The sequence below is a fragment of the Paenibacillus typhae genome (genome assembly GCF_900099765.1).
Lineage (GTDB): Bacteria > Bacillota > Bacilli > Paenibacillales > Paenibacillaceae > Paenibacillus_AQ > Paenibacillus_AQ typhae.
The window spans coordinates 82,792-96,003 of sequence record NZ_FNDX01000007.1 but is presented as its reverse complement, the minus strand read 5'-3'; the positions used below and the strand labels follow the sequence as shown (position 1 = coordinate 96,003).

Below are 13,212 nucleotides of genomic sequence, written 5' to 3'. Positions count from 1 at the left end.
TTTCTACATTGGTTTCTCTCTAAGTCCGGCTAACCGTCTGCGTTCCAGGAGAACACGCGGCTCCGGATAGGGAGTACGGCTCATCGCTTCCAGCTCGGCATAGGTAATGTCCTTTTTGACCACAACGAAATGGTACATGATTTCATGGACGACATTTGCTTGCAGCGTTTTGAGGACATCAAGCTCCTCTACTTCATACAGCGACTGGTCAAAAGGATACTGATAGAACAGCTCCATCCGGAGCAGCCGGTAATCAAACGGAGGTGCGGGAGCCGGGTAATCGGGAACCGCCGGCGAAAGCGGGCCTGCAGAAGGCTGATAAAAGCTGCCCGTGAAATAGCGGGGGGTATACTCATCGAATTTCTGCTTGAAAAAAGGGTTGGAGCTGTGGGGATAACTATGCGCATATGGAGCCAGGATGCAGACAACCGCTTTATGGCAGCTGATCCGGTAAATCTCCGCCATTACCGACATCAGATCGTCCACGTACGGCAGAACGCGGCTGGCCATGACGAATTCTGCAGAGTTGTCCGGCAACGGAATTTCTTTATTAATATCACATACCATATCCACTCCGGGGTACGAGGTCCGGTCGATTCCCAGATAACCTGATTCTTTGGCGGAACCGCAGCCGATATCGATTTTCAAGGAAACCACTCCTTCGGGGGGATAAATAAGGCTCTTCACTATAGTATTATTTCCGCAGGCTCCTGCTTCCGGTAGATGCCTATGATGCGGGAAAGAAACCGTACTACAGCGCTTTTCTTCCTATTTAATAAGCAAAAGATTCCAAATATAAAGGAGCCGCTATAAATGACGTTAACCCTGTTCAAAAATGGAAACCTGGCCGCAGCAGGCTATCCCGGATATGATGCTGTACTCGCGGAGGACGGCTTCATCAGGGCTGTCGGTAAAGGGAGTGAGCTCTCCCTTCAGCTGTCCGGAAACCGGGCGGCAGTTATCGACTGGGACGGCGGGCATGTCCTGCCCGGACTTGTAGATGCCCATGTTCATCTGGGCATGCACGGGATGAAGCTGGACATGCTGGATTTCACGGGCATGACCTCCAAGGAGGAGATGCTGCAGGCCATTAAGGAGCGGGCGGCGGTTACGCCTCCCGGGGAATGGATTCTCGGCCTCAACTGGAACGAGAATGAATTCAGTCCTGCGGCAGCTCCGCATATATCGGAGCTGGACGCCGTGACCGGGGAGCATCCGGTGTTCCTGACCCGGACCTGCTTCCACGCTTTTCTGGGCAACAGTGAGGCATTCCGGCGGGCAGGCGTCACGGCTTCCACGCCTGACTGTGCCTCCGGCGCTTACGGCCGCGACAGCGGAGGCGAGCTGAACGGCTGGATCTACGAGGATGCCGTCCAGCCGTTCAATGCGGTTCAGCCGGCGCCGGATTATGCCGCCCTGAAGCAGGCGGTGCGCCGCGGCATCACGGACGCGCTGTCACTGGGGCTGACCGCGGTCCACACGGAGGACCTGCGTTTCCTGGGCAGCGTGGAGACGATGCTGCGCATTCACCGTGAGCTGCGGGAGGAGGGACTGCTGTTCCGTACCCATCAGCTGCTCTACTATGCCTATCTGCAGGAGGTGGAGCAGCTGAGGCTGTCCGCAGGCAGCGGAGATGAGTGGCTGCGGCTTGGCGCGGTCAAGCTGTTCGCCGACGGGGCGATCGGCGGGCGGACAGCCCTGCTGGAGCAGCCCTACAGCGATGCGCCTGAAACCTCGGGCATCGCGATCCATACCCAGGAGGCGCTGAATGACATCGTCAGCTCAGCCCGCAGGCTGGGATATCCGGTTGCGGTGCATGCCATCGGCGATGCGGCGGCCCGGATGACGCTGGCCGCAATGCGGCATGTGCCGCTCCAGCCGGCTGCGGCGCTCCCGGACCGCTTCATTCACGCCCAGGTGCTGAACAGCAGCCTGGTCAGTCAGATGCGCGACATGCGGCTGATTGCCGATATTCAGCCGCGGTTTGTGGCGAGCGACTTTCCATGGGTGCTGGACCGGGTCGGCCCGGCCAGAACCGGTTATCTCTACGCATGGAAGAAGCTCCTGGAAGCGGGCATTCCCTGCGCCGGAGGCAGCGATGCCCCGATCGAGCCGCTGAGTCCGTTCCTCGGGATGCATGCTGCCGTTACCCGCTGCAGACCCGGAGAGCATCATGAAGGCTATCTGCCTGAAGAGAAGCTTAGTTCGCAGGAAGCGCTCCGGCTGTTCACGGAGGGCAGCGCCGCTGCCGCAGGGGAATCATTGGAACGGGGGCGCATAGCGCCCGGTTACCGGGCTGACTTCACAGTTGCAGACCGTGATATTCTTACGGATGCAGAAGAGCTTCTTGAGGCTAAAGTGCGGATGACCGTAATCAACGGTGCTGTGGCTTACAGTGCCGGTTAAGCAGGCTCCTTCCGGAATCTGGGTGTACGGTCAGGAAACTGAACAAGTTTATGCAACCCTGCCGGAGGGTTAAACGTTAATAAGGGTAGACATTACTAAACCTGCAAAACTAAGGAGGCCGTCAACATGAGATCACAACGTTCATTACCGGCAGCCGCAGCCGTGGCTGTCCTGATGCTGGCCATTACGGCATGCGGCGGCCGGAGCCCGGCAGAAGCTCCCGGCGAACCCTCGGCAACCGTTGCCCCGGTCCAGACAGAGACCGCAGCAGCGTCACCTACTCCGGCACCTACTGCGGAGCCTGAGCAGGCCATTCAGGGGACAGGTACCTATATCGGCCAGATTGACAATCATTCCGTGGAGATAGAGACAGAAGAAGGCCCAACCGCATTTGAGCTGGGGGCAGGGACTGAAGACGCGCCTGCAGCGCTTGAAATGGATGATACCGTCATTATTGAATACGTGGAAAAACCGGTGGAAGGCGATCCTGCGGTCGTTCAGCGGGTCCTTTCTAGACTGGAGAAGGCAGCCGGCGGCGCAGGGTCCTCAGAAGCGGAGTTGCCGGCAACCAAAGTAATCAAGCTCACCCTCGAAGGCATGGAGGAGGAGAAAACCGCCAGTCTGGCCGAAGGAGACGGCTATTCCCTGTATGTCTTTGATATCTTCACCTTTGATCAGGCAGCCGGCAGGCTGGCGATGAAGGTGGACCCCGGGTATTATGCTGACATCACCAAGCTGCCTTCCGATTTCAATCTTGACGCACTGGAAGAGGAAGGCCGTGAAGCCCTTTCTGCCGTGGGAGAGGTTACGAAGCTGAGCCAGGAGGAGCAGGATCGCCGAATGTCCGGCGTAAGGCTCTATCTTACAGCGATGGGCTCCGGGCTTACCGACCAGTACATCGTCAAAGAGGTTGACGGCCAAGGCTATATCATCCGGATGAATATCCCGCAGCGCGAAGCTTCGGAAGGGTTCGGGCCGCATGTATATGCTTCACTGGATTCCCTTGTTAACCGTTAACAGCTTACAATGGCCCAAAAAGGCCGCTGCGGATTTATCCCCAGCGGCCTTTTTATATGCGCCAAACCTATGGCATACCGGAACAGGCCTGTGGATCAGGCACCGGCATTTACGAGCACAGTAGCGATCATCAGCATGAACAGGAGCAGAATGACGGCATTGATAACGGTACCGATAATGGCAAATACCTTTTTGCGCCTGCGGAGCGTAAGTCCGATAATACCAACAACTGCACCGGCTACATTGACGGCTGCCAGAATAAGGACCGTCAGTCCGAGCAGCATGATGGCCTGCGAAGAATCATTGATCACATCATTGCTGCTGCTGAGGATGGAGGAAGCCTGCATACCGGCGTAAACAAAGGAAATGGCATAGCCGACTACTGTAACCAGGGCAATCACGAAGGATGCGATCCCTGGTCCGGAATGCTTATAATCGCGTTTGTTCTCCTGATAGGCATATTCCGGGTTTGTTTCCGGCTGCATGCCTGCTGCGGCCGGAGAGAACTCCGGCGGATTTCCCGGAAGGTCGGTTTTGGGCGGATATTGGTGATCCATATTCAGCACTCCTCGTAAATGGGGTTGAAGATTCTATACCTTCCACTTTTTCACAACCCAGCTGTAAAAGCAAGGTTTAACGGGGAAAATTCCGGAAGTTGCCTCCAGCTGGAATTCACAGGCGCCGATAAGTTAAGATAAGATGAGCTTAATGAAGAGGAGTTGTGACTGCAATGCAGCGAAAATTTATGGCCTGGGGCGCAATTTTGGCCATGCTGTCGGTAATGATTGGCGCATTCGGGGCTCATATGCTGAAGACTGTACTTAGCAGCGACGATCTGGCCGTCTATGAGACAGGCGTTCATTATCACATGGTTCATGCGATTGGCCTGCTTGTGATTGCGGTACTGATAGGCCAATGGGGGGAAAGTACCCGGCTGCGCTGGGCCGGTTGGCTGCTTATAGCGGGAACTGTGCTGTTCTCCGGCAGCCTGTATGTGCTCAGTATATCGGGAATCACTATTCTGGGCGCCATTACTCCGCTGGGAGGAGTCTGCTTCATTGCCGGATGGGTCTGCCTGGCCTGGGAGGCCCTGTCGCGCAAAAGCTGATGTCACCCTAAGCAAACAGGCACCTGCCCGCGTCGCGGGAGGTGCCTGTTTGCTCTTTACAGTAAGGAATACCCTTACATAAATTCATCAATTTCATAAATTTTAAAGGTATACACTTGTTTTTCGTCGACATGATAGACACTGATGGTGGACGACGCTTCATCAAAATTCAAAATCCGGCAGGGCATGGAGACTTGGTTGCCTGGCCGGTTAGTCCGCAGACGGACCAGCTGATTGCTTTTAATATAATGACGGATTTTGGCAAAAGCGTCAGCAGACCCTTCGGAAGCGGATTTGGAAGCATTTGGCTTATCTGTCTTTTCAATTAACGGCTTCTCAATGACTGGCTTCTCATTCACCGGATTTGGCGGCAATTTAAACGGTACCGGCTGTGGTGACTCCTGATTCAGAGCCGCTTTGGCTGAGCGGAGCAGCGTATCGATGCTTCTTCCCAGCTCAAGTCCCGAAATGATTTTAAAGTCCGTAACCTTATCGCTGTTGTTCAGCATTTCAAGCAGATATTGCAGAGCAAGCGGGTTGGTACGGGCGTTAATCAGGATGTCGACGTTAAACAAATAATTACCGTCCGTATTTTGCAGTTTCTTGTCCATAAATCCCCCAGCTTTTTCATCAAATCAATTCGTTAAGCCAAGTAAACTATACCATTAAAATTCTAATAAGCATATACTTCTTTGTCCGGAGGAAGGAGTTGGGAATCAGGTATTCTATAGACCGCACTAGTCCATTCGTCCACACGCAGGCCCTTTGATACGCATACACATACATCGTGAATGTGATTATAAGGAGGAAATGCAAAGTGGTAACATTGGAGCCTGTTCAAGTAGGCGGTCATACGCTGGTTGGTGTCGAGGTCAAGCTGCCCAAAACAACCCTGCTGACTGTAAGCACAGACCGCGGGTATATAATGTGCGGAGCACTTGATGTAGGCCTGCTTAATGAGAAGCTGGGTGACCGCAAGATCATTGCAGCAAGAGCAGTGGGTGTGCGTACGCTGGCCCAATTGCTTGCTGCTCCGCTGGAGTCTGTTACTGCTGAGGCTGAGAAGCTGGGGATTGTTCCCGGAATGACCGGTGAAGAAGCGCTGCTGTTAATGCTCTAGACAGTAAGATTTTCCCTTTAAAATACAGCCTTGCAGGGGCCTTACTGGGCCCCTTTTATGCTGCCGGAACAAAAGCGGATAAGGCTGTAATACATGGTCATCCTACAAAGAGGAAAAAGCATGTCCGCTTACCTTCGCATGCTGTCGCAGCCGGTATGCTGTTGTTTCGTACCCGGGCATCAGGGGTACAATGAATATAGACAGCTGCTGCCGGAGGATGGACATGCAGCCGGCAAATTTTATAGACAAGGATGGGATCTGAAATGGCTAAAGCAACGAACAAAGTTGATACAGCTTCACTGGAACAAGTACTTAACCGTCAGGTGGCTAACCTGAACATACTTTACGTCAAGCTCCACAATTATCACTGGTATGTCAAAGGGGAGCAGTTCTTCTCCCTGCATGTGAAATTTGAAGAGCTGTATGACGATATTACACTGAAAATGGACGAAGTGGCTGAACGCTTGCTCAGTATCAAGGGCAGTCCTGCCGCAACGATGAAGGAATATCTGGAAATTGGTACAATCCAGGAAGCCACAGGCAAAGAGGACACCCGCGGTATGGTGCAGACCCTGATCGAGGACTTTGCCACTGTAGCGGAAGAGCTGACTGAAGGCATCGAGCTGGCTGAGGAGAGCAGCGACCAGCCGACAGCGGACCTGTTCATCAAAATCCGCACCGATCTGGAAAAACACCAGTGGATGCTCCGCTCCTTCCTGGGGGCGTAACACTGCGGCAATATAAAAAATGGATAATGGAATAGAGCCTCCCTTGCGGGCAATGTCATTAAGTTAAAGCGTCTTGATGACACAGCCCGTGCGGAGGCTTTATTTTTTTGCGGTAAATTATAATTATGGCTGTTACCGGCAGATATTTCTGCGGAAGGTGTGATCCAAGCAATTTGTAGATGGCTGCTGCAAGTTATATAATCCAAAGTAAACCTGCTATTAAGTACACGTAGACGGAAAGGGGAGACTGCACTTGAATATTAATCCTGTAGCGTTAAAGGAATGGGCTTCCGCTGTACATGCCCTGGCCGGAGGCCAGCAGATCATCCTGCTGCGCAAAGGGGGCATTGCGGAGGAGACCAGACGCTTTGAGCTGAAAAGCCACTCGTTCTTCCTGTACCCCACCTACGAGCATCAGCGTGAAGAGCTGCTTAAAGAATCTTACCGTCCGCTGGTCGCACAGACGCTGGCCGATGAAGCTGCCGGCGGGGGCGGAACCGTTTCGCTTGCGGCATATGCCGAAGCAGCTGACGATATTGAGGTCCGAGATCTGGAACAGCTGGAGCTGCTGTATCCGTTCCATATCTGGAGCGAGCAGCTTGCCGCCGAACGTCTTCGCTGGAAAGCCAAGGAACCGCTGCATGTCCTGCTTCTGCGGGTATATGTGAGCGAGGCTGCGGCAACCATACCTGTGCTGCCTGAATATTCAGGCTGCCGTTCCTGGATTGAACTGAAGGATGCGCCGCCGGAACAGCAATGGAAGCCGGTTCTTAGCGACAGTGAATTTGAGTGCCGGAGGTCGGAAATCCTGTCCGCGCTAGGGAGCTGACATGCTGCTGTTAACTGTCGGCTCATGTAAAATAGCTGTGAAAATTGCAAAGCAACATTTGTAAAAAGGCATGCTTTGTAATAAAATTAGTGAGAATCATTGATAATCATTATGATTCAGTTTATAATCATTACAATGTGATATAAAATATAATTGTGCTGGCAATCAGGGAAATCCTGTGACAATACAACTTTCTGATTTCGCAAATTGAATAGTGGAGGGAATATTAATTATGGCAGCAGATTTTGTCATTGAGGGACTGAAAGCGACGATTGAAGGAAAGGAAATTCTGAAGGGGATCAATCTTCAGATGAAGGGCGGCGAAATTCACGCCATCATGGGACCGAACGGTACCGGTAAAAGTACACTGGCTTCCGCACTCATGGGTCATCCCAAGTATGAGGTTACTGAAGGTACAGCCGTTCTTGACGGTGAAGACCTGCTGGAAATGGCGGTAGACGAGCGTGCACGTGCAGGCCTGTTCCTGGCTATGCAGTATCCGAGTGAAATTGCAGGTGTAACCAATTCCGACTTCCTGCGCAGCGCAATCAATTCCCGCCGTGAAGAGGGCAATGAAATCTCCCTGATCCGCTTCATCCGCCAGATGGAAGCGAAGATGAAGGAACTGGAGATGAATCCGGAATTCCTGCACCGCTATCTGAACGAAGGCTTCTCCGGCGGTGAGAAGAAGCGTAATGAAATTCTCCAGATGATGATGCTGGATCCGAAGATCGTCATTCTTGACGAAATCGACTCCGGCCTTGATATTGATGCTCTCAAGATTGTAGCGGAAGGCGTAAATTCGATGAGAAGCCCGGAACGCGGTTTCCTGGTCATTACCCACTATCAGCGCCTGCTTAACTACATCAAGCCTGATTTCGTGCATGTCATGATGCAGGGGCGTATCGTTAAATCCGGCGGACCTGAGCTGGCTGAGCGTCTTGAAGCAGAAGGCTACGAATGGGTTAAGGAAGAGCTTGGAATTGAAGACGAAACAGTAGGACAGGAAGCCTAAACAAAGACACCAGGAAGGAGGAAACCACTTATGACGACGCAAACCATTCTTCCGGTGGACGCCGAGCGGCTCAGCGAATTATCGCAGGGCAGCGGCGAGCCGGGCTGGCTGAAGGACAGCCGCCTGCAGGCGCTGGCTCTGGCAGCCGAACTGGAATTGCCGAAACTGGAGAAGACGCGGATCGACCGCTGGAACGTGAATAACTACGGAAGCTATAAGGCAAGCAAGCCGCTAGCGGCACTTAATGAAGCACCTGCGGCGATTGCTGCGCTTATTAAGGACCAGGAGGAGGGCAGCCTGATTATTCAGCAGAATTCAGGTGTGGTATATACCCGGCTGGCGCCTGAGCTGGCGGCACAAGGGGTAATCTTTACCGATCTGCAGACTGCGGCCAAAGAGCATGGCGATCTTGTTCAGCGTTATCTGCACAAGGCTGTGCTGCCGGGCGAGCATTCCATTGCCGCTTTGCATGCAGCGCTGTGGAACGGCGGTGTATTCCTCTATGTTCCCAAAAATGTGGTTATTGATACTCCGCTGCAGGCCGTCCTGCTTACCGATGATGCTGAAGCAGCGTTTGTTCCGCATATTCTAGTCGTTGCCGATACCAACAGCTCTGTTACCTATGTTGACAACTATGTATCTGACAAGACCGAAGCAGGCCTGCACAACGGTGCGGTTGAAGTGTTCGTGGGCGCTGGTGCCACAGTGCGTTATGCCACTGTCCATCAGCTCGGTGCAGACACAACGGATGTCACTTACCGTCGGGCAGTTGTTGAGAATGACGGCACAATCGAATGGATTGTCGGTGAGATGAACTATGGTGATACCGCCAGCGATACCAAATCGGTGCTCAAGGGCAACGGTTCCAGCTCGGACGCCAAAGTGATTGCTGTAGGCTCAGGCTCCCAGAAGCTGAACTATACTACTCAGGCACAGCATTTCGGCAAACATACGCCAAGTGACATGATCACCCGTGCGGTTATGCGGGAATCAGCCAATTCCATCATTAACGGAATTACTAAGATCGAGAAGGGTGCTACAAGAGCGGACGGCCAGCAGACTGAAAAAGTACTGATGCTGAGCCCGAAAGCGCGCGGAGATGCCAATCCGATCCTGCTCATAGACGAAGACGATGTAACAGCAGGCCATGCCGCTTCCGTAGGACAGGTCAATCCAGAGCAGGTGTATTACCTGATTTCCCGCGGGATTACTCGGCATGACGCAGAGAAACTTATCATATACGGCTTCCTGGCACCTGTCGTGTCGCAAATTCCACTGGAGGGACTGCGCAACCAGCTCCAATCTCTTGTGGAAAGGAAGTTAGGCCAATGATTAGCAGCAGTATCCGGGAGCAGTTTCCCATCCTGAACCAGAAGATTAACGGACATCCGCTCGTTTACCTGGACAGCGCGGCGACTTCACAGAAGCCGCGTCAGGTCATCGAAGCGGTCAAAGCCTATTATGAATGGGATAATTCGAACGTGCACCGCGGTGTTCATACCCTGGGCAGCCGGGCTACGGATGCTTACGAAGGCGCACGCGAGAAGGTAGCGAAATTCATTAACGCCCGCAGCGTCAAGGAGATCATATTCACCCGCGGAACAACAACCGGGCTGAATATTGTAGCTTCCTCCTATGGTCCTGCTGCAGTCGGCGAAGGTGACGAGATCGTTATTACCCAGATGGAGCATCACAGCAATTTCATTCCGTGGCAGCAGCTGGCCAAGCGGACAGGGGCTACCCTGAAGTTCATCCCGCTGCAGCAGGACGGAACGGTACGGCTGGAGGATGCGGAATCAACAATCACGGATAAGACCAAGATTGTAGCTATCGCTTATGTGTCCAATGTAATGGGTGTTACGAATCCTGTAAAAGAGCTGGCGGCCATCGCCCACCGGCATGGAGCAGTAATTGTAGTGGACGGCGCTCAGAGCACTCCGCATATGAAGGTGGATGTCCAGGATCTGGACTGTGACTTCTATGCGTTCTCCGGCCACAAAATGCTGGCTCCGACCGGCATCGGCGCCCTGTACGGCAAGAAAGCGCTGCTGGAAGCGATGGAGCCGGTTGAGTTCGGAGGCGAGATGATTGACGACGTCGGCCTGTATGACTCGACCTGGAAAGAGCTTCCGTACAAGTTCGAAGGAGGCACACCGATTATCGCCGGTGCTGTCGGCCTCGGGGCTGCTATTGATTTCCTGCAGGAGGTCGGGCTGGACAATATCCATGCCCATGAAATGAAGCTTGCCGCTTATGCGGAGCAGAAGCTCTCGGAGATCGGCGAACTGTCGATTTACGGGCCGCGCAACCGTCAGGTTGGCGTAGTTACCTTTAATCTCGGCGATGTCCATCCACATGATGTGGCGACCGTACTTGATGCCGAAGGCATAGCCGTGCGGGCCGGACATCATTGCTGCCAGCCGCTGATGCGCTGGCTGCAGGTCAGCTCGACAGCCCGGGCCAGCTTCTATCTCTACAATACCGAAGAGGATGTAGATGCGCTGGTTAAAGGCCTAATCAAGGCAAAGGAGTACTTCTCTTATGAACTTGGATGACCTGTATAGACGCGTTATTATGGATCATTATAAAAATCCCCGGAACCGCGGTTCTTTTGAAGACGATGCACTAAAGATTGAACTGAACAACCCGACCTGCGGCGACCGCATTACGCTGCAGCTCAAAGTAGAGGACGGCATCGTCAAGGATGCCCGGTACAGCGGTGAAGGCTGCTCGATCAGCATGTCGTCTGCGTCCATGATGACCGAGGCGGTCAAAGGCCAGACGGTCGGCCGCGCACTTGAGCTGGCTGACAGCTTTTCCTCTCTGATGAAGGGTGAAGATGCAGATTTCGGAGATTACGAAGATATAGAAGCCCTGTCCGGTGTAAATAAATTCCCGGCGCGGATCAAATGTGCCACTCTGGCCTGGAACGCGCTGCGCAAAGGAATCGAAACAGAAGAAGGGCACCAACAACATTAGAACAAGGAGGCTGACACCATGGCTAAGAAAGCGCCTGATATGGAGGAGTACCAATACGGGTTCCGTGATGAGCACAAGTCGATATTTCAGTCTGGTAAAGGTCTCACGGAAGAAATCGTCCGCGAAATCTCCGCAATCAAAAATGAGCCGGAGTGGATGCTGAACTTCCGCCTGAAATCGCTGGAGCAGTTCCGTAAAATGCCGATGCCTAAATGGGGCGGCAATCTGGACGAACTGGATTTTGACGATATTCAATATTATGTAAGACCTTCCGAGAAGCAAGGGAAGACCTGGGAAGAGGTTCCTTCCGAAATCAAGGAAACCTTTGACAAGCTGGGTATTCCGGAAGCGGAACAGAAGTTCCTCGCCGGGGTCTCGGCACAGTATGAATCCGAGGTTGTCTACCACAGCATGCAGAAGGATCTTGAGGATCAGGGCGTTATCTTCACCGATACAGATACCGCGCTGCGCGAGCACCCTGAGCTGTTCAAGAAATTCTTCGGCACGATCATTCCTCCTGCTGACAACAAGTTTGCCGCACTTAACAGTGCAGTATGGTCGGGCGGAAGCTTCATCTATGTTCCAAAAGGCGTGAAATGCGAAGTGCCTCTGCAGGCTTACTTCCGCATCAACTCTGAGAATATGGGACAGTTCGAGCGTACGCTCATTCTTGCGGATGAGGATAGCTTCGTGCACTATGTAGAGGGCTGTACAGCCCCGATCTACAGCACGAACTCCCTGCACAGCGCAGTTGTTGAGATCCTGTGTATGAAGAACGCACGTGTTCGTTATACTACGATCCAGAACTGGGCACCGAACATCTATAACCTGGTAACCAAACGTGCTGTAGCCGAAGAAAATGCCACTATGGAATGGGTTGACGGCAACATCGGCTCCAAGCTGACTATGAAGTATCCTGCGGTTGTCCTGAAGGGACGCGGAGCCAAGGGTTCGGTATTGTCCATCGCGGTTGCCGGTAAAGACCAGCACCAGGATGCAGGCGCCAAGATGATTCACCTGGCACCTGACACCACATCGACCATCGTCTCCAAATCGATCAGTAAGCACGGCGGCAAGGTAACTTACCGTGGTCTCGCTTCCTTTGGCCGTCAGGCTGAAGGCGCCAAGGCAAATATCAAGTGCGATACGCTGATCCTGGATAACCAGTCCACATCGGATACGATCCCGTACAATGAGATCATGAATGACAATGTTATTCTTGAGCATGAAGCTACGGTATCGAAGGTATCCGAAGAGCAGCTGTTCTATCTGATGAGCCGCGGCCTGACTGAGGCTGATGCTACACAGATGATCATCATGGGCTTCATCGAGCCGTTCACCAAAGAGCTGCCGATGGAATATGCGGTCGAAATGAACAGACTTATCAAATTCGAGATGGAAGGAAGCATCGGCTAAACCTGTACTTATAGGAACCTGTGCTCCGCACCTGATGCCTTAAAAAGTGTCCGCTGTACTCTGACATTCTTATGTCTGAGACAGCGGACACTTTTTTATTGAGAATAAGGTTTGTAATAACATTTGCTGATAGGCTGCTGAGAGAGGAGCTTGGCTGTCGCCTTAAGCTGATGAAAGTTAACCGTTAACTGACGTAAACTGGAGTTTAAGCGTCTGATTTTCCGGAATATTGCCGAGGAAATAACGGTAGCCAAATTTATGGGTTAGCGCTATGTCAACACTACTGAAGGCATAAAAAAATAGTGTTAGGTATTACTTCTGATCATTTTGCCAAAGAATCATACCTGTTAACGTTTTGTTAAGTTGGAATATGTAAAAATATGTATTTTGTTGTTTGTAATTTGCTATTAAAAAGTCGTTGGATTTTGTAAAAGCTAAATTGAGCAGCATTTGGGAGGAAACAGGAGCAATTAAAGATATGGCAGTTATAATAGCCCGGGTTAAGCCTGATTTAACCGGAAAAAACCTGAAATATGCTCATTTCTCCCCTTTGCCGCTTTAAAACATGGGTGATAAACTGCATAAAGTCCCTAA

The 13,212-nt window shown here is 52.4% G+C and carries 14 protein-coding genes; 11 read left to right on the top strand and 3 right to left on the bottom strand.

Going from position 1 to position 13,212, the window contains the following annotated elements; translation table 11 throughout:
* Positions 1-3: 3 nt before the first annotated feature.
* Complete coding sequence (locus BLR64_RS08680; protein ID WP_090713739.1) at positions 4-648, bottom strand: methyltransferase domain-containing protein; 645 nt, start codon at positions 646-648, stop codon at positions 4-6.
* Positions 649-813: 165 nt separating this feature from the next.
* On the opposite strand from BLR64_RS08680, the gene BLR64_RS08675 reads away from it, so the two are divergent.
* Together BLR64_RS08675 and BLR64_RS08670 are read left to right on the top strand one after the other, a co-directional pair.
* The gene (locus BLR64_RS08675; RefSeq protein WP_090713738.1) at positions 814-2,406 is read left to right on the top strand and encodes an amidohydrolase; all 1,593 of its coding nucleotides are present in this window, start codon (positions 814-816) and stop codon (positions 2,404-2,406) included.
* A gap of 126 nt (positions 2,407-2,532) precedes the next feature.
* Positions 2,533-3,423 (top strand): hypothetical protein, encoded by an 891-nt coding sequence (locus BLR64_RS08670; RefSeq protein WP_090713737.1) that lies wholly within the window; start codon positions 2,533-2,535, stop codon positions 3,421-3,423.
* A 95-nt stretch (positions 3,424-3,518) separates the two neighbouring features.
* On the opposite strand, the gene BLR64_RS08665 is transcribed toward BLR64_RS08670, so the two are convergent.
* Positions 3,519-3,980 (bottom strand): hypothetical protein, encoded by a 462-nt coding sequence (locus tag BLR64_RS08665; RefSeq protein ID WP_090713736.1) that lies wholly within the window; start codon positions 3,978-3,980, stop codon positions 3,519-3,521.
* 173 nt (positions 3,981-4,153) lie between these two features.
* Here BLR64_RS08665 and BLR64_RS08660 point away from each other — a divergent pair, with 173 nt between their 5' ends.
* Complete coding sequence (locus BLR64_RS08660) at positions 4,154-4,531, top strand: DUF423 domain-containing protein (protein WP_090713735.1); 378 nt, start codon at positions 4,154-4,156, stop codon at positions 4,529-4,531.
* A gap of 74 nt (positions 4,532-4,605) precedes the next feature.
* Here BLR64_RS08660 and BLR64_RS08655 read toward each other — a convergent pair whose 3' ends face one another.
* A complete protein-coding gene (locus BLR64_RS08655) occupies positions 4,606-5,142 on the bottom strand; it encodes a hypothetical protein (RefSeq protein ID WP_090713734.1) in 537 nt (178 codons plus the stop codon).
* Between the two features lie 206 nt (positions 5,143-5,348).
* Here BLR64_RS08655 and BLR64_RS08650 point away from each other — a divergent pair, with 206 nt between their 5' ends.
* From BLR64_RS08650 to sufB, 8 genes are all read left to right on the top strand, one after another.
* Positions 5,349-5,651, top strand: a complete 303-nt coding sequence (locus tag BLR64_RS08650) for a YunC family protein (RefSeq protein ID WP_090713733.1) — start codon at positions 5,349-5,351, stop codon at positions 5,649-5,651.
* A gap of 263 nt (positions 5,652-5,914) precedes the next feature.
* A complete protein-coding gene (locus BLR64_RS08645; protein WP_090713732.1) occupies positions 5,915-6,379 on the top strand; it encodes a Dps family protein in 465 nt (154 codons plus the stop codon).
* A gap of 253 nt (positions 6,380-6,632) precedes the next feature.
* Positions 6,633-7,208, top strand: a complete 576-nt coding sequence (locus BLR64_RS08640; RefSeq protein WP_090713731.1) for a DUF1802 family protein — start codon at positions 6,633-6,635, stop codon at positions 7,206-7,208.
* 232 nt (positions 7,209-7,440) lie between these two features.
* Positions 7,441-8,223 carry a Fe-S cluster assembly ATPase SufC gene (gene sufC / locus BLR64_RS08635; RefSeq protein ID WP_090713730.1) on the top strand — a complete coding sequence of 261 codons (783 nt, stop codon included), beginning with the start codon at positions 7,441-7,443 and terminating at the stop codon, positions 8,221-8,223.
* 30 nt (positions 8,224-8,253) lie between these two features.
* Positions 8,254-9,555: a Fe-S cluster assembly protein SufD gene (gene sufD / locus BLR64_RS08630; RefSeq protein WP_090713729.1), complete on the top strand. Its 1,302-nt coding sequence runs from the start codon at positions 8,254-8,256 to the stop codon at positions 9,553-9,555.
* Positions 9,552-10,778, top strand: coding sequence for a cysteine desulfurase (locus tag BLR64_RS08625; RefSeq protein ID WP_139171933.1), 1,227 nt, complete (start codon positions 9,552-9,554; stop codon positions 10,776-10,778). Before sufD ends, BLR64_RS08625 begins: the two co-directional genes overlap by 4 nt.
* Positions 10,765-11,202 carry a Fe-S cluster assembly sulfur transfer protein SufU gene (sufU, locus tag BLR64_RS08620; RefSeq protein ID WP_090713728.1) on the top strand — a complete coding sequence of 146 codons (438 nt, stop codon included), beginning with the start codon at positions 10,765-10,767 and terminating at the stop codon, positions 11,200-11,202. The genes BLR64_RS08625 and sufU overlap by 14 nt, the downstream gene beginning before the upstream one ends.
* Positions 11,203-11,220: 18 nt before the next feature.
* A complete protein-coding gene (sufB, locus tag BLR64_RS08615; RefSeq protein ID WP_068720503.1) occupies positions 11,221-12,618 on the top strand; it encodes a Fe-S cluster assembly protein SufB in 1,398 nt (465 codons plus the stop codon).
* Positions 12,619-13,212 lie beyond the last annotated feature (594 nt).

Excerpts from the sequence above, each read along its gene's own strand:
- BLR64_RS08675 (WP_090713738.1), top strand. The coding sequence starts at position 814 with ATGACGTTAACCCTGTTCAAAAATGGAAACCTGGCCGCAGCAGGCTAT.
- BLR64_RS08670 (WP_090713737.1), top strand. The coding sequence starts at position 2,533 with ATGAGATCACAACGTTCATTACCGGCAGCCGCAGCCGTGGCTGTCCTG.
- BLR64_RS08665 (WP_090713736.1), bottom strand. The coding sequence starts at position 3,980 with ATGGATCACCAATATCCGCCCAAAACCGACCTTCCGGGAAATCCGCCG.
- BLR64_RS08660 (WP_090713735.1), top strand. The coding sequence starts at position 4,154 with ATGCAGCGAAAATTTATGGCCTGGGGCGCAATTTTGGCCATGCTGTCG.
- BLR64_RS08655 (WP_090713734.1), bottom strand. The coding sequence starts at position 5,142 with ATGGACAAGAAACTGCAAAATACGGACGGTAATTATTTGTTTAACGTC.
- BLR64_RS08645 (WP_090713732.1), top strand. The coding sequence starts at position 5,915 with ATGGCTAAAGCAACGAACAAAGTTGATACAGCTTCACTGGAACAAGTA.
- sufC (WP_090713730.1), top strand. The coding sequence starts at position 7,441 with ATGGCAGCAGATTTTGTCATTGAGGGACTGAAAGCGACGATTGAAGGA.
- sufD (WP_090713729.1), top strand. The coding sequence starts at position 8,254 with ATGACGACGCAAACCATTCTTCCGGTGGACGCCGAGCGGCTCAGCGAA.
- BLR64_RS08625 (WP_139171933.1), top strand. The coding sequence starts at position 9,552 with ATGATTAGCAGCAGTATCCGGGAGCAGTTTCCCATCCTGAACCAGAAG.
- sufU (WP_090713728.1), top strand. The coding sequence starts at position 10,765 with ATGAACTTGGATGACCTGTATAGACGCGTTATTATGGATCATTATAAA.
- sufB (WP_068720503.1), top strand. The coding sequence starts at position 11,221 with ATGGCTAAGAAAGCGCCTGATATGGAGGAGTACCAATACGGGTTCCGT.